The sequence below is a fragment of the Streptomyces sp. NPDC051738 genome, assembly GCF_044453205.1.
Taxonomy (GTDB): Bacteria; Actinomycetota; Actinomycetes; order Streptomycetales; family Streptomycetaceae; genus Streptomyces.
In genome coordinates this window covers 1-19,989 of the sequence record NZ_JBITCM010000017.1, presented here as the reverse complement: position 1 = coordinate 19,989, position 19,989 = coordinate 1, and the positions used below count along the sequence as shown (strand labels likewise).

Annotated in this window: 9 protein-coding genes; 6 read left to right on the top strand and 3 right to left on the bottom strand. The window is 73.0% G+C overall.

What is annotated here, in order from left to right:
* Nucleotides 1–11 precede the first annotated feature (11 nt).
* Nucleotides 12–179, bottom strand: a complete 168-nt coding sequence (locus ACIA8X_RS33330) for a hypothetical protein (protein ID WP_399459858.1) — start codon at nt 177–179, stop codon at nt 12–14.
* Between ACIA8X_RS33330 and ACIA8X_RS33325 the strand changes: the two genes are divergently transcribed.
* Nucleotides 171–917: a zinc-binding dehydrogenase gene (locus ACIA8X_RS33325; protein ID WP_399459857.1), complete on the top strand. Its 747-nt coding sequence runs from the start codon at nt 171–173 to the stop codon at nt 915–917. The two genes, ACIA8X_RS33330 and ACIA8X_RS33325, sit on opposite strands and share 9 nt — an antisense overlap.
* A 128-nt stretch (nt 918–1,045) precedes the next feature.
* On the opposite strand, the gene ACIA8X_RS33320 is transcribed toward ACIA8X_RS33325, so the two are convergent.
* Nucleotides 1,046–2,068 (bottom strand): DNA-directed RNA polymerase subunit alpha, encoded by a 1,023-nt coding sequence (locus tag ACIA8X_RS33320; protein ID WP_393456938.1) that lies wholly within the window; start codon nt 2,066–2,068, stop codon nt 1,046–1,048.
* A gap of 298 nt (nt 2,069–2,366) precedes the next feature.
* Nucleotides 2,367–3,275, bottom strand: a complete 909-nt coding sequence (locus tag ACIA8X_RS33315) for a zinc-binding alcohol dehydrogenase family protein (protein WP_393456941.1) — start codon at nt 3,273–3,275, stop codon at nt 2,367–2,369.
* A gap of 162 nt (nt 3,276–3,437) precedes the next feature.
* Here ACIA8X_RS33315 and ACIA8X_RS33310 point away from each other — a divergent pair, with 162 nt between their 5' ends.
* From ACIA8X_RS33310 to ACIA8X_RS33290, 5 genes are all read left to right on the top strand, one after another.
* Entirely contained in the window at nt 3,438–4,226 is a 789-nt protein-coding gene (locus tag ACIA8X_RS33310) for a thioesterase II family protein (RefSeq protein WP_393456944.1), read from the top strand.
* Nucleotides 4,227–4,397: 171 nt separating this feature from the next.
* Complete coding sequence (locus ACIA8X_RS33305; RefSeq protein ID WP_399459856.1) at nt 4,398–5,390, top strand: hypothetical protein; 993 nt, start codon at nt 4,398–4,400, stop codon at nt 5,388–5,390.
* Between the two features lie 137 nt (nt 5,391–5,527).
* Complete coding sequence (locus ACIA8X_RS33300) at nt 5,528–7,912, top strand: BTAD domain-containing putative transcriptional regulator (RefSeq protein ID WP_399459930.1); 2,385 nt, start codon at nt 5,528–5,530, stop codon at nt 7,910–7,912.
* Entirely contained in the window at nt 7,909–9,498 is a 1,590-nt protein-coding gene (locus ACIA8X_RS33295) for an aspartate aminotransferase family protein (protein ID WP_399459855.1), read from the top strand. The genes ACIA8X_RS33300 and ACIA8X_RS33295 overlap by 4 nt, the downstream gene beginning before the upstream one ends.
* Before the next feature lie 224 nt (nt 9,499–9,722).
* The coding region (locus ACIA8X_RS33290; protein ID WP_399459929.1) for an SDR family NAD(P)-dependent oxidoreductase at nt 9,723–19,989 on the top strand (10,267 nt) is incomplete at its 3' end.

Here is a 19,989-nt window from a genome sequence, read left to right as displayed (position 1 = left end):
AAGGAGCAACGCTAGCCGCGCGGGCGGCGGTGGGGCAGGGGACGCGCCGGGTTCGGTGGTGGCGCAGGCGTTCCCGTCTCCGGTATGGCGCGGAACGCCTCGATGACGTAGGCGGCGAAGCGGCGGGACGCCGTGATCCGGGCGGCACGCGGCACGTCCTGGAGGCCCCGGTGGGCCATGAGCATGAGGATCAGGTCGTCGACGACGAAGCCGGGGCGCAACCGGCCGGCCGTCTGGGCGCGGTGGGCCAGTTCGGCGACGGCGCGGGTGGTCCGCTTCCGCTGCCCGCCGGACTGACCGGCACCGACGCGGTGACTCTCGGCGGCTCCGGTGTGGTCGCCCACTTCGCCCTGGACCGCGCCCGTTTCGCGCCAGGCGAGACCGTGCTCGTGCGCGGGGCGGCAGGCAGCATCGGGATCACGGCGGTCCAGCTCGCGGTCGGAGGCGGGGCCGGCGCGGTGGTGGTCACCACCTCATCGGCCGAGCGGGGCGCCCGCCTGCGGGACCTGGGCGCGACCCACGTCCTCGACCGCTCCGGCGAGGGCGGCTCGGACGCGCCGTCGGGCTTCGACGTGGTGATCGATGTCGTGGGGGGTCCCCAGCTCTCCCTTTTCCTGGACAGGCTGAACTCCAACGGGCGCTATGTGGCCGTCGGCGTGCTCGGTGGGCAGCCGCCGGCGGACTTCGGCATGCGGCTGATGGACGCCTTCCGCCGGTCCCTGTCGTTCGCCACCTTCAGCTCCGACACCGTGCCCGGCCCCGACCGGCAGGCCGTGCGGTCGTCCCAGTTCGCCGATGCCGCCCACGGGAACCTGCGCACGGTCGTGCACGCAGTGCTGCCACTGGACCAGGCGGTGTCGGCCCACCGCGACATGGACGTGGGCCAGGTGTTCGGCAGGGTCGTGCTCACTCCCTGAGGTCTTTCGGAGGCATCCCGAAGCCTCCCGGGGCTTCCCGGGGCTTCCCGCGGAAAGGGGCGGTCGCATGCCGCGCCGCCCCCTCCTCATCGGCTCCCCGCCGGGATGACCCGGCCGTGGCGAGGCGTTCAGTACTGCTCGGTCTCCACGAAGCCCGCGTCCGAGTCATGGCCCGCGTCAAAGGCCTCGGCGGCGGCCGTCGGATTGAATCCGGGCGGGCTGTCCTTGAGGGCCAGGCCCATGTCGGCCAGCTTCGCCTTGACCTCGTCGATCGACTTCGCACCGAAGTTGCGGATGTCGAGCAGGTCGGCCTCGGAGCGCGCGACCAGCTCACCCACCGAGTGGACGCCCTCACGCTTGAGGCAGTTGTACGACCGGACAGTGAGGTCGAGCTCCTCGATCGGCAGCACCAGGTCGGCGGCGAGGGCGGCGTCCGTCGGGGACGGGCCCATGTCGATGCCCTCGGCGTCGATGTTCAGCTCGCGGGCGAGACCGAACAGCTCGACCAGCGTCTTGCCGGCCGAGGCCATGGCGTCACGCGGACGCATCGCCTGCTTGGTCTCGACGTCGACGATCAGCTTGTCGAAGTCGGTGCGCTGCTCGACACGGGTGGCCTCGACCTTGTACGTGACCTTCAGCACCGGCGAGTAGATGGAGTCGACCGGGATACGGCCGATCTCCTGGCCCACCTGCTTGTTCTGCACGGCGGAGACGTAACCACGGCCACGCTCGACCGTGAGTTCCATCTCCAGCTTGCCCTTGCCGTTGAGCGTGGCGAGGACGAGGTCGGGGTTGTGTACCTCGACACCGGCCGGGGGCGCGATGTCGGCGGCGGTGACCAGACCCGGGCCCTGCTTGCGCAGGTACATCACGACCGGCTCGTCGTGCTCCGAGGAGACGACCAGCTGCTTGATGTTGAGGATCAGGTCGGTGACGTCCTCCTTGACGCCCGGCACGGTGGTGAACTCGTGCAGGACACCGTCGAGACGGATGCTGGTGACAGCAGCGCCGGGAATCGACGACAGGAGGGTTCGACGCAGGGAGTTGCCGAGGGTGTAACCGAAGCCCGGCTCCAGCGGCTCGATCACGAACCGGGAACGGAACTCGTCGACGACCTCTTCGGTCAGGGACGGACGCTGAGCAATCAGCACGAGGTGTTGCCTCCAGTGGTTTGGCGCCCGTTTCGTGGCGCCGTAGACACCATGAAGGGTACGGGCGGTTCGGGCGATACTGCCTCCGAAAGAGGCCGAACCGCCCGACTCCATCCCCGCGGGGAGGCTTGAGGGAGTGGTGACCGGGCCGACTCAACGGGGGATTCGGACGGCCCGGTCACGTTCTGGGGGCGTGGTGTGCCGTGGTTGATCATGGCGTGGGGGCGGTGTGGAGGCAAAGGGCCGGGGCGTGGGTATGTCACGCGGACGACGCCCTTTTGACCGGGCTTTGAGCGGTTCACGGGTGCAGGGTGACCTTGCCGGTGGTGCGGCGTGCCAGGAGGTCCTCGTGGGCGCGGCGGGCCTGTGTCAGCGGGTGGCTGGGGCCGGTGACCGGTCGGAGCACGCCGCGGCGGGTGAGGCCGAGGAGTTCGCGGAGGGGCTCGGTGTAGCCATCGGGGGCCTTCAGGGCGGGGCGTAGCCAGAAGCCGATGACGGCCGCGTTGAGGCGGCTGAGACGGGCCGGGTCGACAGGGGTGAAGGGGAGCCGGGCGGCGTTGCCGTAGGTGACCAGGCGGCCGGAGAGGCCGAGGGAGTCGAGGGCCTGGTCGAAGAGGGGGCCGCCCACCGCGTCGAGGATGACGTCCGCCTTCTCGGAGAGGGGGTACTCCGCGATGCCGTCGGCGCCCAGTTCGAGGGCGAGTCGACGCTTGTCGGGCGTGGAGGCCTGGGCGAGGACGCGTCCGGCGCCGAAGTGCCGGGCCAGTTGTACCGCCAGACTGCCCACACCGCCGGCCGCGGAATGGACGACGACACTCTCGCCGGGCGCGAGCCGGGCGGCGGTGCGCAGCAGGTGCCAGGCGGTCAGGCCCTGGGTGAGCAGGGCGAGCGCGTGAGCCGCCGGAAGGTCCTCGGGGATGTCGACGAGTGCGGTCTCGGACGCCAGGACCTGTTCGGCGTACCCGCCCGAGACACGGGCGAGGACGCGCCGGCCGTCCGGGGTGCGGCCCACGACCTCGCTTCCGGGTATGTAGGGCAGCAGGTCGGCGCTCAGATAGGAGCCGTCGGTCTGGTGGGTGTCCGCGAAGTTGACGCCCACGGCCTCGACGGTGATCCGGACCTGTCCGGGCTGGGGTTCCGGGACGGGAAGTTCAACTGTCTGGAGGACTTCGGGGCCGCCGAAGCGGTCGAACCGGATCGCGATCATGAGGCTCAGTATCGCGCTCCCTGGCGAGCGGGCGGCCGAACTGCTCAGCGCAATGGCTGGACTTGTGCGCGGTTTGTGCGCTCTTTGAACGGCGTGCGGCACGCTGGGCGCGGCCGTGCGCCGCACGGGGCGGACTTGAGCGGGCAGACCGAGGGAGTGGGAATGGCGGGCGAGTGGCTGCGCAGGTTCCATCCGCAGGATCCGGCGCCGCGGCAGGGCAGTGAGGCACCGCGGCTGATCTGCTTCCCGCACGCCGGTGGCGCGGCGAGCGCCTTCCTGCCGCTGGCGCGGGCGCTGGCTCCGGCGGTGGAGGTGCTGGCGGCGCAGTATCCCGGCCGTCAGGACCGCCGTAGCGAACAGCCCGTCGACGACATGGGCCGCCTCGCCGACGCGCTGACCGAACAGGTACGGAGCGCGATGACGGGTCCGTACGTCCTGTTCGGGCACAGCATGGGCGCCGTCGCGGCCTACGAGGTGGCCCGCCGTCTCGCCGAGCGGTCCCTGCCCGGGCCCGAGGCACTGATCCTCTCCGGCCGGGGCGCCCCCACCGCCCGGCCCGCCCGGTACGACGCGTTGCGCACGGACGAGGACATCCTGCGGGTCGTTCGGCTGCTGGGAGGCACCACTCCGCGGGTGCTCGAGGACCCGGAGCTGCGGGAGATGGTCATGCCGGCGCTGCGGGCCGACTACCGGGCGATCGGCGGATACGTCTGGCGACCCGGCCCGCGCCTCGACGTGCCGTTCACCGTGCTGGTCGCGGACGACGATCCCGTGGTGAGCGTGGACGAGGCCAGGGCCTGGCGCGAGCTGACCACCGCCACCACCACGACCCGGGTCTTCGGCGGCGGGCACTTCTTCCTCGACACCCAACTGCCGGGGGTGGCCGAGGCGGTCACCGCCGCCCTGAGCCGTACCGACGCGGGGCGCCTCGCGGCGGCCGAGGGCCGCTAGGTCCTGTCGTCAAATTCCCGTCTGCCGTGCGACGCCCGGCACGCGCCGCACGGCCGCCCTTCGGGCGACGACGGGAATTTGACGACAGGACCTAGCCCGGGTGCCCGGCCGAGCCGCCGCGCGCCGGCACGCCGGCCCGGGTGCTGTCCGTGAGGTGAAGGGGGTGAGCGCGTGACGCGCTGGGAAGGTCTGTTCATCGGCGCGGCCGCGATGTCGCTGGGGCACAGCCAGGACGTCCAGCAGGCCGTCGCCGCCGGGTTGTACGACGCCCGGCAGTGCCGGCGGGACGCCTACCGCGCGGTGCGCGTGGCGCAGGACGGCGCGCTGCCGGGCCTCGTTGCGCGGGCCGCCGATCTGGCGCGCCGCCGCTCGGGTGTGCCGGCCGGTGACGTGGACCTGGTCCTGCACGCCTCCTCCTGGTCGGCGCAGGCGGCCGGTTGCCGTGCCGAGGTGGTACGGCAGGCGCTCCGGTGCCCGCGCGCCACCGCGCTGGAGGTCCGCGGCGCCGCCGGCAGCGGCGTCCTGGGTCTGCATCTGGCGGCCCGGTATCTCTCCGCGTCCCCGGACATGACCGCCGCGGTGATCACCACCGGAGACTGCGCGGCCGCGCGTACCGGCGACCGGTTCCGTACGGGGCCGGGCCGGGTGCTCGCCGACGGTGCGACGGGCGTGGTGCTGAGAACCGGCGGCGGACTGGCGCGCGTTCTGGCCACCGCGGTGGCGGAGGAGCAGCCGCAGTGTCTGCTGCGCTCCGACCTGCCGTGGCGGATTCCGTCGGCCGTACGGAAACGGGCACGTGACAAGGCGGCCGCGACGGCGGTCCGCCCCGACGACCTCGCGGCACCGCTCGCCGACCGGGAGCGCGAGGTCGTGGAGCGGACTCTGACGGATTCGGGGCTCGATATCGACGACGTCGCGCGGTTCGTCTTCCCGCACCTGGGCTCCGGTCTGCAACGCTGGGACAGGCGCGCGGCGTGGGGTGTCGACGAGAAACGCACCACGTGGGACTGGGGCACCGGGGTCGGGCATCTTCCGTCCGGTGACCAGGCCGCCGGTCTCATCCATCTGCTGGAGTCCGCCGAACTCGCCGCCGGGGACAAGGTGGTGCTGGTCGGGGGCGGTTCCGCCGACAGTCCGGGGTGCGCGGTACTGGAGATGCTCTGACAGCCAGGTGATGGCATTGGTTGGAGCTTGTATCAGATTTGTGTGGGCTTGGATCGCTCCCTTGCAGCATGGTGACCGGATTTTGACCGCTCGGCTGTCGATCTGGGGGAACGATGCAATTCCGGTTGTTGGGTCCGATGGAGGTCGTCGCCGATGAGCGGACCGTCGCTCTGGGCGGAACGAAACAGCGCGCCACTCTCGGCTATCTGCTGCTCCAGGCCAACCGGGTGGTCGCCACCAGCCGGCTGCTGAACGCCCTGTGGGGGGTCGAGGAGGCCCCGGCGACAGCACGGAAGATCCTGCAGAACGCGGTCTACGGGCTGCGCGGCGTACTCGCCTCGTATCGCGGTGCCGGCGGCGACGAGGCTCCCGCGCTGCTGACGCAGGCCCCCGGCTATGTGCTGCGCGTGGACCCGGAGCAGGTCGACCTGCATCTGTTCCACACCTGGGTGGGCCTCGGCCGGCGAAAACAGGCCGAGGGCGACGCGCAGGCGGCGGCCGGGCTGCTGCGCGAGGCGCTGGCCCTGTGGCGGGGGCCCGCCCTGGCCGATCTGGTGGAGGCCGGTCTGGACTGGCCCGAACTGGCGGCCGTGCAGAGCACCCGGCTCGATGTCACGGAGGACTACTTCGAAGCCCAGCTGCTGTGCGGTCGCCACTACGAGATCCTGCCCGAACTGGAGACCATGGTGCAGGCCGAGCCGCTGCGGGAACGATCCTCGGCGCAGCTGATGCTCGCGTTGTACCGGTGCGGCCGGCAGGCCGACGCGCTCAACGCCTACAGCCAGGTGCGTGCGGCGCTGGTGGAGAACCTGGGTCTGGAACCCGGCCGTGGTCTTCAGCAGCTCCAGCAGGCGATCCTCACCCAGGACCCGTCCTTGTCGATGGACCGCCCCGTCCACCGGGGGGCGTTGGCCGGACCGGACGCGCGGGTCGCACGGCCCGCTGTCCGGCTGCGCCCCGCGCTGGTGCCCTCCCGTGGCGGGAAACCGGCGTCCGATCCGCGCGACGGCACCGGGCGCAGCACCCCGCGGACACCCGCGCCGGACACCCCGCTCACGGCTGCCCCGTCCGTCTCCGACGCTCCCGACGCTCCCGACGCCCCCGCGCCGCAGACCGGGAGCGACCGTCGCACGGTCAGCGTGGTCTCCGTGCGCACCCGGATCGCCCAGGAGGCGGGAGCCGAGGCCCGTGACGACCTGGACGAGCTGCTGGACGGCGCGGCCGAGGTCGTCAGGGAACAGATCGAACGATTCGGGGGGACGGTGACGGCCTGCCTGGGATCGGTGTCGCTGGCCGTGTTCGGCCTGAACGAGGCGGGCGCGGACGACGTCCGGCAGGCCACCCTGGCGGCGCTCGCCGTGCGTGACGTCCTGGATGTCGCCACGCCCCGCGACGCCGGGCAGCTGCGGCTGACCGTGCACGTCTGCGTCACCATGGGGGAGGTGCGGCTGCGTCGCCGCGGCCAGGACGGCGTGCCCACGGTGGTCGGTACGACGCTCGACGATTCCCAGTTCCTGCTGTCCGAGGTGCCCGCCGGACAGGTGTGGGCCAGCGACGCGGTCCGGACGGCCACCGAGAGCGCCGTCTCCTACCTGCCCACCGCGGCCTCGCCCGCTTCGTGGCAGGCGGTCGAAGTGCAGGAGCGGAACGCCGACGACGCCACGGACTCCGGCCGGGCCCATGAACTGGAGGTGCTCCAGGGCCTGTTGAAGCGGACCCGGCACCGTCTGGTGCCCCATCTGGTCACCCTCCTCGGCGAGGACGGCTCGGGAAAGAGCGAGCTGCTCAGGGAGTTCGGCCGGTGGGCCGGCAACCGGCCGGACGCGCCGCTGTTCCTGACCGGCAACTCACCGGCGGCGCCCACCGACCATCCGCTGCGGGCCCAGGCCGAGATCCTGTCGGCGTTCTGTGGCATCGGGCCCGACGCCACGCCGGACGCCGCACGCGACGCCCTGGCGGACAAGGTGCGCGAGGTCATCGACTCGCCCGCGGCGGCGCAGCGGATGTCGTCCCGGCTCGCCCCACTCCTCGCGGCGCCCGATGCCGTGCACGAGGCGCCTGCCGGAGCGGACGCGATGAGCGACGTACTCGACGCCTGGCGGGAGTTGTTCCTCACGGCGACCCGGCACATGCTGCTGGTGCTGTGCGTCGACGACCTGCACCGCGCCGACGACCGGGTGCTGGACGCCATCGAGGATCTCGTCGGCTCCGCGGAGTCGGGGCGCCTGTTCGTGGTCGCGGCCGCGACGCCCGAGCTGCTGCTGCGCCGGCCGACCTGGGCCGGCGGCAGGAGCCACGCCACGTCGGTGACCCTGGTGCAGCCAACGCGGGCCACCGGCGAGCAATTGGTGGCACTGCTGCTGTCGGCCGCTCGTCGGCAACACTCCCAGCACATATCCGGTAATTCGGCGCCCACTCCGCCACCGGCCGTGCGGAATGACCTCGGTATGACCGCGCGCTGGGACGACCTGGAACAGGATGTCAGGAAGCATCTGCGGGGCATCCGAAAAGGAGTGGCATGAATTCCGAATCCGTGGTCCGTGAGCTCGCGGAACCCAATTTGCGTAGGCTGCTTTCCACGGCCGGTCTGGATGTCGAGTACGTGCGTGCGAGCGGCAACACGCTCTACCGCAAAGGCGCGAACGGAGAGGAGATACCCGTCCTCGACTACGCGGCCGGCTACGGGGCGCTCATCTTCGGGCACAACCATCCCGACATCGTGGCCCGCGCACGGGAACTCCTCGACGAACAGACCCCGGTGCTCGCGCAGTTCTCCTCGCACCCGTACGCGAACCGGCTCGCCGCCGAACTCAACCGGATCATCCACCGCGAGACCGGCTCCGACGAGCCGTACTACGCCACCTTCGCCAACAGCGGCGCCGAAGGCATCGAAGCGGCGGTCAAACACGCCGAACTGGACCGGGTGATGCGCCTGTCGAAGGTCTTCGAGGAGATCGAGGCGAGCGCACAGCGCGTACGGGAGACCGTGCGGGCGGGAGCGGCCACGGTGCCGGACGCCCTGTGGAACCGCCTGGGCCTGCCCCGCCCCACGGCGGGACAGGACGAGGCCGACCTCCTGATCGCGGAGATCGGCCGCCGCAACCAGCTGCGGCGTGCGAAGCCTCCCGTGTTCGTGGCGCTGAAGGCGGGCTTCCACGGAAAGCTGATGGGCAGCGTCCAGCTGACGCACAACGAGTCCTACCGCACCCCGTTCGCGGCGCTCGGCGCACAGGCCCGGTTCGTGCCGTGCGACGACCCCGCGGCGCTCAAGGAGGTGCTCCAGGAGGAGCGCGGCACGCTCCTGGAGCCGACCGTGCGGGACGGCACGGTGCGGCTCGTCGAACGCGGCCACCACACCATCTGCGCCGTTCTGCTGGAACCGATCCAGGGCGAGGGCGGCATCCGGCCGCTGTCGGCCGAATTCGCCCAGGAGATCAAGGCGTTCGCCGAAGAGGCCGACTGTCCCGTCGTCATCGACGAGATCCAGAGCGGCCTGGGCCGCACCGGCACCTTCCTGGGCGCCACCCGCCTCGGCCTGCGCGGCGACTACTACGTCTTCGCCAAGTCCCTGGGCGGCGGCATCGCCAAGGCGTCCGTGACGCTGGTGCGTGAAGGTCGCTACCGCCCGGAGTTCGAGCTGCTGCACAGCTCGACCTTCGCCAAGGACAGCTTCTCCTGCCACATCGCCCTCAAGGTCATCGAGATGCTGGAGGCCGACGGCGGCCGCGGCTACCGCCTCGCGCACGAGCGCGGCGCCGCGCTCGCCGGGATGCTGCACGGGATCCGCGCCGACTTCCCGGACGTGGTCAAGGAGGTGCGCGGACACGGCCTGATGCTGGGCTTCGAGTTCCACGACCAGTCCGACGCCGCCGACGACACGCTGCGGGAGGCGGCGCGCTCCTCGCTGTTCGGCTACGTCATCGCCGGGCACCTCCTGCACGGGCACGCCATCCGGACCTTCCCGACCGCCAGCGCCGTGCACACGCTGCGCTTCGAGCCGTCCGTGCTCCTCACCGACGAGGAGATCGACCGCCTGGAACACGCCCTGCGGGACGTCTGCGCCCTGGTGCGCGACCAGGCCGGCGACCGCCTGGTTCTTGCCTCCTGAGTCTTTTCCAGCACAGCGTGTGGTGAATTCCTCGAATACCCGATTACCGCGTGGTGTGCGGGCTTGGAACTGTCCGCACCCATGCCACAGGGGCCGCCTTTCCGGTTGTGCGGCGCCCTTTCTTCCCCAACCGCGCTGATGCCGACCGCGCCGATCTCCGGCGCCCGCGAAAACTCCAGGTCGGCCCGCACAGGAATCCAGTAGTGAAAGGGCAGCGGAAGTTCATGATGAGCGAGCATGGTCCGGCGGCCGTTGACGGCTCTCCCGAGCGCGACGAGCCGATCGCCGTCGTGGGACTCTCCTGCCGATTCCCCGGGGCCTCGTCCGCCGCGGCGTTCTGGGAGCTGCTGCGCAGCGGCACCAGCGCCATCACCGACGTACCCGAGGGCCGCTTCGACCCGGCCGTGCCCCCCGCGATCACCCGCGGCGGATTCCTCCCGGACGTCGGCGACTTCGACGCCGCGTTCTTCGCCGTCTCGCCCCGCGAGGCGGCCGCCATGGACCCGCAGCAGCGGCTCGTCCTGGAACTCGCCTGGGAGGCCCTGGAGGACGCGGGCATCGTGCCGGCGTCCCTGCGGGACAGCAGGACCGCCGTGTTCGTGGGAACCCTGCGCGACGACTACACCACCCTGCTCCACCAGCAGGGCGTCGACGCCCTCACCCAGCACACCATGACCGGCGTCAACCGCGGCCTGATCGCCAACCGGGTCTCCCACCACCTGGGGCTGCGCGGGCCGAGCATGACCGTGGACTCCGCCCAGTCCTCCTCGCTGGTCGCCGTGCACCTGGCCTGCGAGAGCCTGCGCGGCGGCGAGTCCACCGCCGCGCTCGCCGCCGGGGTCAACCTCAACCTGCTCGCCGAGCACACCGTCACCGAGCAGCTGTTCGGCGCGCTGTCCCCGGACGGGACGACGTACACCTTCGACGCGCGCGCCAACGGCTTCGTGCCCGGCGAGGGCGGCGGCGTCGTCGTACTGAAGACGTTGCGGCGGGCCCTGGCCGACGGTGACCGGATCTACGGCGTCATCCGCGGCAGCGCGGTCAACCACGACGGCGCCACCACCCATCTGACGGTGCCGGGCCGGATCGCCCAGGAGCAGGTCCTGAGCACCGCCCGCGAACGGGCCGGCGTCGACGTCGAGGACATGCAGTACGTGGAACTGCACGGCACCGGCACCCCCGTCGGCGACCCCATCGAGGCCACGGCGCTGGGTTCGGCCCTCGGCGCCTGTGCCGGCCGACCGGCCGGCGACGCCTTGAGCGTCGGCTCGGTGAAGACCAACATCGGGCACCTGGAGGGCGCGGCGGGCATCGCCGGGCTCATCAAGACCCTGCTGAGCATCCACCATCGCGCGCTGCCGCCCAGCCTGAACTTCGAGACCCCCAACCCCGCCATCAACCTGAACGAGCTGGGCCTGCGCGTGCAGGGCGAACTGACCGCCTGGCCCCACCCCGGGCGCCCCCTGGTGGCCGGCGTCAGCTCATTCGGCATGGGCGGCACCAACTGCCACGTCGTGGTCGCCGAGAACCCCGTGGCGAGCGTCACGGAACTGCGCCGGGCCGGCACCGTGCCACCCGTGCTGCCCTGGGTGATCTCGGGCGCCGACCAGGCCGCCCTGCGCGCCCAGGCGGACCGTCTGCGCACCTCCCCGGCCGTCACCGAGGCCTCACCCGTCGACGTGGGCTGGTCCCTGGCCCGCACCCGAGCCGTCCTGCGGCATCGCGCCGTGGTCCTCGCACCCGACGCACCGGGCCTGCTCGCGGGCACCGCCGCCCTCGCCGGGAACTCCCCGTCGCCCGCCGTGGTCACCGGCGGCGTCCGCGAGGGACATACGGCCTTCCTGTTCACCGGGCAGGGCGCCCAGCACCTCGGCATGGGACAGGAGCTGTACGAGGCGTTCCCCGTCTACGCGGCCGCGTTCGACGAGGTGGCCGCCGCCCTCGACCCGTATCTGGACCGGCCGGTGGCGGACACCGTGCGCACCGGCGACGGCCTGGAGGAGACGGCACAGACGCAGCCCGCCCTGTTCGCCGTGGAGGTGGCCCTCTTCCGGCTCCTGGAGTCCTTCGGCGTCCGCCCGGACTACGTCGCGGGCCACTCCGTGGGCGAGGTCACCGCCGCCCACGTGGCCGGAGTCCTGGACCTGGCCGACGCGGCCGTCCTGATCACCGCACGCGCCCGCCTCATGCAGTCCGCCGCGGCCGGCGGCGCGATGATCGCCGTACAGGCGACGGAGGACGAGGTCTCCTCCCTGCTCGCGGACCATCAGGGGACCGTGGCCGTCGCCGCCGTCAACTCCCCGCGTTCCACCGTGATCTCCGGTGACGCCGAGGCGGTCGAGGCCGTCGCCGAGCGGCTGCGCGCGCAGGGCCGCAAGACCACGCGGCTCACCGTCAGCCACGCCTTCCACTCACCGCACATGGACGACGTCCTCGACGAGTTCCACGAGGCGATCTCCGGCCTCACCTACCGTGCCCCGGCCATCCCCGTGGTCTCCAACGTCACCGGCGCGCTCGCCGGCGAGCGGGACCTGACCACACCGGGGTACTGGGTCCGGCACATCCGGCAGACCGTCCGCTTCGCCGACGGCATCCGCCGGCTGGAGGCGGAAGGCGTCACCACCTTCGTCGAGGCCGGGCCCGACAGCGTCCTGTCCGCGCTCACCCACGACAGCCTCCAGGACCCCGACGCCGCCACGGCCGTCTCCGTGCTGCGCCGGGACCGGCCCGAGCCGCAGAGCCTGTTCACCGCGCTGGCAACGGCGTTCGTCCACGGCGCCGACGTGGACTGGGGCGCCCTGTACGAGGCGCACGGCGCCCGCCGCGTCGACCTGCCGACCTACGCCTTCCAGCGCAGGCACCACTGGTTCGACACCACCGCACGCGCCGGCGCGACGCACACCCCGGCAGCCGGGCCGTCCGGGCCCGCCGCGGCGCCGAAGGCCCTCGCCGGTGCGGAGGGCGCGGACGCCGACACCGTGCCGAGCCCGCGCGGCGAGCTCGGCGCGCACCTGGCGGGGCTGCCCGCCGCCGACCGCGCGCATGCCGTGCGCGACCTCGTCGACGCCCACATCAGGGCCGTACTGGCCTACGCGCCCGACGAGCACGTCGCCCCCCGCACCGCCTTCAGCGAGCTGGGCTTCAGCTCCCTGATGCTCACCGAACTGCGTGCCTCCCTGGCCGCCGCCACCGGCCTGCGGCTGCCCACCGGAGCGCTCTTCGACCACCCCACGCCCGCCGGCCTCGCCGAGTTCGTCACGGCCGAACTCCTCGGCACCGACCGCGAGGGTTCCGACGGCCCGGGCACCGCGGGCGACGAGCCCATCGCGATCATCGGCATGGCCTGCCGCTACCCCGGCGACGTCGCGTCGCCCGAAGACCTGTGGCGGCTCCTCGTCGACGAGGTCGACGCCATCTCCGCCTTCCCCGACAACCGGGGCTGGGACGCCGACCTGTACGACCCCGACCCCGGCCGGCAGGGCAAGAGCGCCGTACGCCACGGTGGATTCCTGCACGACGCCGGGGAGTTCGACGCCGACTTCTTCGGGATCTCACCGCGCGAGGCGCTGGCCATGGACCCGCAGCAGCGGCTGCTGCTGGAGACCTCGTGGGAGGCCGTCGAACGCGCCGGCGTGCTGCCCGCCGCCCTGCACGGCACCCGTACCGGCGTCTTCGTCGGCGCGACCGCGCTGGAGTACGGGCCCCGGCTGCAGGACGCGCCGCACAGCGTCCACGGCCATGTCCTCACCGGCAGCACGTCCAGTGTGATGTCGGGGCGCATCGCCTACCAGCTCGGTCTGCTCGGCCCGGCCGTGACGGTCGACACGGCATGCTCGTCCTCCCTGGTCGCCCTGCATCTCGCGATCCGCTCCCTGCGCGCCGGTGAGACGAACCTGGCCCTGGCCGGCGGCGCCACCGTCATGTCCTCGCCCGGCATGTTCGTCGAGTTCTCCCGCCAGCGCGGTCTGGCCCCCGACGGACGCTGCAAGTCCTTCGCGGCCGCCGCCGACGGCACCGGCTGGAGCGAGGGCGTGGGCATGCTGCTGATCGAGCGGCTCTCCGACGCCCGCCGCCACGGCCACCAGGTCCTCGCCGTCATCCGGGGCTCAGCGGTCAACCAGGACGGTGCGAGCAACGGGCTGACCGCGCCCAGCGGGCTGGCCCAGCAGCGCGTCATCCGCCAGGCCCTGGCCGACGCCCGCCTCACCGCCACCGACGTGGACGCCGTGGAGGCACACGGCACCGGCACCCGGCTCGGCGACCCGATCGAGGCCGAGGCGATCACGGCCACCTACGGCCGGGGCCGGGACGCCTCCGCGCCGCTCCGCCTGGGCTCGCTGAAGTCCAACATCGGGCACACCCAGGCCGCCGCCGGCGTCGGCGGGGTCATCAAGATGGTGCAGGCCATGCGGCACGGCGTCCTGCCGAGGACACTGCACGTGGACGAGCCCACCCCGCACGTGGACTGGTCCGTCGGCCCGGTCTCCCTGCTCACGGACACCACGGCCTGGCCCGACACGGGCGAGCGGCCGCGCCGGGCGGCCGTCTCCTCCTTCGGGATCAGCGGCACCAACGCGCACGTCGTCCTGGAACACGACCCCGCCGCCGAGGCGGTGACCGAACCCGAGCCGGGCCCGCGCACCGGCGTTCCGGGCCCCTGGCTGCTGTCCGCCCGCGACCTTCCGGCGCTGCGCGCCCAGGCCGCACGGCTGCGCGCGCGGCTCGGCGCGGACGCCGACGCCACCGCCGTCGGCCGGTCGCTGGCCGCCACCCGCACCGCCTTCGCCGAACGGGCCGCCGTCCTGGGCGACACGGTCGAGGAGCGCCTGACGGCCCTGGAGGCGCTGGCCGCCGGGGACATGGCGGCGAACCTGATCACCGGCCGGGCCGCCGACGCCACCCGCACGGCCTTCCTGTTCACCGGCCAGGGCGCCCAGCGGGGCGGCATGGGCCGTGAGCTGTACGCCGCCGACCCCGTCTTCGCCGAGGCGCTGGACGAGGTGTGCGCCGCGTTCGCCGACCGCCTGGAACGGCCCCTGCGCGCCGTTATGTTCGCCGCCGAGGACGAGCCGGACGCCGCCCTGCTGCATCGGACCGCCTACACCCAGCCCGCCCTGTTCGCCCTCGAAGTCGCCCTGTTCCGGCTCCTCGCCCACCACGGCATGACGCCGGACTTCGTGGCCGGACACTCCGTCGGCGAAGTCGCCGCCGCCCACGCGGCCGGGGTGCTCACCCTCGACGACGCCGCCGCCCTCGTGACCGCCCGCGCCCGTCTGATGGCCTCCGCCGACTCCGGCGGCGCCATGATCGCGGTGCAGGCCGCCGAGGAGGAAGTGCTGCCCACGCTGGCCGGCCACGAGGACGCGGTGTCCATCGCCGCCGTCAACGGGCCGCGCTCCGTGGTGATCTCCGGCGACGCCGACACCGCACGGGCCGTCGCCGAGATCTGGCGGGCGCGAGGGCGCAAGACCACCGAGCTGAAGGTGAGCCACGCGTTCCACTCGCCGCACATGGACGGCATCCTCGACGAGTTCCGTGAGATCGCCGCCGGTCTCGCCTTCCAGCCGGCCGCCATCCCCCTGGTGTCCACCGTGACCGGCAGGCTCGCGGATGCGGCCGAGCTGACGTCGCCGGACTACTGGAGCGGACAGATCCGCGCCGGAGTGCGTTTCCTGGACGCCACCCGGGAACTGGCCCGCCACGGCACCGACGTCTTCGTCGAACTCGGCCCCGACGCCGTGCTCACCGCGCTCGTCCACGGCGCCCTCGACGACACCGGCGACCATACGACCGCCGTCGCCCTGCTGCGCCCGGGCCGCCCCGAGCCCCTCGCCCTGGCCGAGGGCGTCGCCCGCGCCCGCACCGCCGGCGCCCCCCTCGACGGGACCGGGTTCTTCCCCGGCGCGGGCCTCCTCGACCTGCCCACCTACCCGTTCCAGCGGGAACACTTCTGGCTGGCCCCCCAGCCCCCCGTGCACCCGCGCGGCCTCGGCCTCGACACTCCCGACCACCCCCTGCTCGCCACCGTCGTCGAACTGGCCGACAGCGACGACACCGTCCTCACCAGCCGTCTCTCCCTGAACAGCCACCCGTGGCTCGCCGACCACGCCATCGACGGCACCGTGCTGCTGCCGGCCACCGCCTTCCTGGAACTCGCCGTCGCCGCGGGCGACGTCACGGACGCACCGCACGTCGAGGACCTCACGCTGCAGGCCCCGTTGCCGCTGGCCGCCGGACAGAGCGTCCGGGTCCAGGTGACGGTCGGCGCGCCCGACGCCTCGGGCCGGCGGGCCTTCACCATCCACGCCAGCCCCGACACCGACGACGCCGCCCGCCGCCAGTGGACCCGGCACGCCACGGGCACCCTCGCCCGGCAGGACGTCCCGGCACCGGCGGCCGGCGATCCGGCGCCCTGGCCGCCCGCCACGGCCGAACCCGAACCGCTCACCGACGTCTACCCCCGCCTGGCCGGACTTGGCTACGGCTACGGCCCCGCCTTCCAGGGCCTGGTGGCCGCCTGGCGCGACGGCCAGGACCTGTACGCCGAGATACGGCTGCCCGAGCCCGGCCAGGACGGCGCCGACCGCTTCGCCCTGCACCCCGCCCTGCTCGACGCCGCCCTGCACCCTCTGGTCCTGCGCGCCGCACCCGCCGACCCCGGCGAGTCGATCCGGCTGCCTTTCGCCTGGTCCGGTGTCACGCTGCACGCCACGGGCGCCACCGAACTGCGGGTCCGCATCAGCCCCCAGGGCACCGACACGTTCGCCCTCTCCCTCACCGACCCCACCGGCGCCCCGGTGGCCGACGTGGCGGCCCTGACGCTGCGCCCCGTCGCCAGGAACCTCCCGGCCACCCTCGCCCCCGCGACCGACTCCGCGCTGTACGAGGTGCGGTGGCCGGCCCTCGCCCCGGCACCCGGGCAGGCGCCCGCCGACTGGGTCGAGGCGGCCGACGACCTCGGCGCCGTCGCACCTGCCGACACCGTCGTCGTACGTCTCCACGACCTGCCGTCGCCCGAGGACGGCCCGCACGCCGCCGTGCACCGCGCCCTGCGCCTGGTCCAGGAGTTCCTGGCCGAGGAGAGGTTCACCGAAGCGCGCCTGGCCCTGGTGACGCGTGCGGCGATCGGTGTCCTGCCCGGCGAGGACGTCACCGACCTTGCCACGGCCCCGGTGTGGGGCCTCGTGCGCGCCGCACAGTCCGAGCACCCCGACCGACTGGTGCTCGTCGACCTCGACACCGACTCCACCGACGAGCAGCTCGCCGCCGCACTCGCCACCGGCGAGCCCCAGATCGCCGTGCGCGCAGGCCGGTTGAGGGCGCCCCGACTCGGGCCGGCCGCCCCCGGCACGGATGCGGACCCGACCCGCCTCGACCCGGACGGCACGGTCCTGATCACCGGCGGCACCGGCGCCCTCGGCGCGCTGCTCGCCCGCCACCTGGTCACCGAACACGGCGTACGCCACCTCCTGCTGGCCGCACGACGCGGCCCCGACGCGCCCGGCGCGAGCGAACTCGCCGCCGAACTGGCCGACTTGGGCGCACAGGTACGCATCGCCGCAGCCGACGTCACCGATCGCGCGGCCCTCGCGGCGCTCCTGGACTCCGTCCCGCAGGACCGGCCCCTGACCGCAGTGGTGCACACCGCAGGCGTCCTGGACGACGCGACCGTCCTCTCGCTGACCCCCGAGCGCCTGGACGCCGTCCTGGCGCCCAAGGCGGACGCCGCTCGGCACCTGCACGACCTCACCGAGGGCCTCGATCTGCGCGCCTTCGTGCTGTTCTCCTCGGTCACCGGCCTCCTCGGCACCGCCGGCCAGGCCAACTACGCGGCCGCCAACACCTCGCTGGACGCCCTGGCGCAGCACCGGCGTGCCCACGGCCTGCCCGCGACCTCCCTGGCCTGGGGCCTGTGGGACACGGATCGCGGCATGGGCGCCACCCTCGGCGACGCGGAGACGGCCCGCTGGGAGCGCGCCGGCATCAACCCGCTCACCCCCGAGCGCGGCCTGGCCCTGTTCGACGCCGCCCTGGCCGCGGACACCCCACTGCTGGCCCTCGTACCCCTGCGGGCGGCGAGGACGGCGGCCGACGCGACGCATCCGCTCCTGCGCGACCTCGCACCGCGCACACGGCCGACCGCGGCACAGTCCCGGCCGACCGCCGCGGCAACGTCGTCGGACTGGACGCGCCGTATCGCCGAGCTCCCCGCCGAGGCGCGCAAGGAAGCCGTCCTCGAATTCGTCCGGGGCAAGGTCGCCGCCGTCCTGGGACACACGGGCGCCGGTGCCATCGCCCCGGAGCGGGCCTTCAGCGACATCGGCTTCGACTCCATGGCCGCCGTCGAACTGCGCAACCAGCTCACCCGGGCCACCGGCCTGCGGCTGCCCGCCACCCTCGTCTTCGACCACCCCGCGCCGGACGCCGTGGCCACCTACCTGCTGGAACGCGTCGTCGAGCAGGGGAAGCCGGCCACGACCGGACGCACCCTGCCCCGGGGCGCCGCGGACGAGCCGATCGCGATTGTGGGGATGGCGTGCCGTTATCCGGGTGGTGTGGCGTCGCCGGAGGGGTTGTGGCGGTTGGTGGCCGGTGGGGTGGATGCGGTGAGTGGGTTTCCTTCGAATCGGGGGTGGGATCTGGAGGGGTTGTATGACCCTGATCCGGAGCGTGTGGGGGCGAGTTACACGCGGCATGGTGGGTTTTTGCATGATGCGGATCTGTTTGATCCGGAGTTTTTCGGGATGTCTCCGCGTGAGGCGACGGCGGTGGATCCGCAGCAGCGGTTGTTGTTGGAGACGGCGTGGGAGGTGTTCGAGAGCGCGGGGGTGGATCCGGGCTCGTTGCGGGGGTCACGCACCGGCGTCTTCACCGGCGCGATGTACGACGACTACGCCGCCCGGATCGCCTCCTCCGCCGGCGAGTTGGAGGGCTTCCTGCTCGCCGGCAACCTCTCCAGCGTCCTGTCCGGCCGCATCGCCTACACCTACGGCCTCGAAGGGCCCGCGATGACGGTGGACACGGCGTGCTCGTCGTCGCTGGTGGCTCTGCACCTTGCGGCGAATGCCCTGCGCGGCGGTGAGTGCGATCTCGCGCTGGCCGGCGGCGTGACCGTCATGGCACAGCCGACGACCTTCGTCGAGTTCTCCCGCCAGCGTGGCTTGGCCGAGGACGGGCGGTGCAAGGCGTTCTCCGCGTCGGCGGACGGCACCGGCTGGTCGGAGGGTGTGGGGTTGCTGTTGGTGGAGCGGTTGTCGGATGCGCGGCGCAATGGGCACACGGTGCTCGCGGTGGTGCGGGGTTCGGCCGTGAACCAGGACGGTGCGAGCAATGGGTTGACGGCGCCGAACGGTCCGTCGCAGGAGCGGGTGATTCGTGAGGCGTTGGCGAACGCGCGGTTGAGTGCGGCGGATGTGGATGCGGTGGAGGCGCACGGTACGGGTACGACGCTGGGTGATCCGATCGAGGCGCAGGCACTGCTCAACACCTACGGTCAGGAGCGACCGGGCGCGGATCGGCCTTTGTGGCTGGGGTCGTTGAAGTCCAACATCGGGCATGCCCAGGCCGCCGCGGGTGTGGGCGGCATCATCAAGATGGTCCAGGCGATGCGCCACGGCGTCCTGCCCAGGACGCTGCACGTGGACGAGCCCTCGCAGCACGTCGACTGGGAATCGGGCGCGCTGACCCTGCTGACCGAGGACCGGCAGTGGCCGGCCGTCCAGGGGCGGCCGCGCCGGGCCGGCGTCTCGTCCTTCGGGATCAGCGGCACCAACGCCCACGTCATCATCGAGGAGACGCCGCAGGCGTCCACACCGGCCGCACTGCCCGCACCGTCAGACGACGCCGCTCCCGCCGACGGAACCACGGTGCCGTGGATCCTCACGGCACGTACCCCGCAGGCTCTGCGCGCACAGGCCCGACGCCTGCACGCCCACGTCGGTGAGCACGCCGAACTCGCCCCCGCCGACATCGCGTACTCCCTGGCCACCGGCCGCGCCGTCATGGACCACGGCGCCGCCGTACTCGGCAGCGACCGGACCTCGCTGCTGGCCGCGTTGGACGCCCTGGCCGACGGAACGTCCTCGCCCCAGGTGGTACGGGGCCGGGCCAAGCAGCCGGGCAAGACCGCGTTCCTGTTCACCGGCCAGGGGGCGCAACGGCTGGGCATGGGACGGGAGTTGTACGCGGCCCAGCCGGTCTTCGCCCGTGCCATGGACGAGGTCTGTGCCGAGCTGGACACCCGCCTGGAACACCCGCTCAAGGACGTCCTGTTCGCCGAGGAAGGGTCGGCGCGGGCCGCGCTGCTGGACGAGACCGCGTACACGCAGGCCGCCCTGTTCGCCCTGGAGGTGGCGCTGTTCCGCCTCTTCGAGCACCACGGTGTGACCCCGCATTACCTGTTGGGTCATTCGGTGGGTGAGGTGGTGGCGGCGCATGTGTCGGGGGTGTTGGGGCTGGCGGATGCGTGTGTGTTGGTGGCGGAGCGGGGTC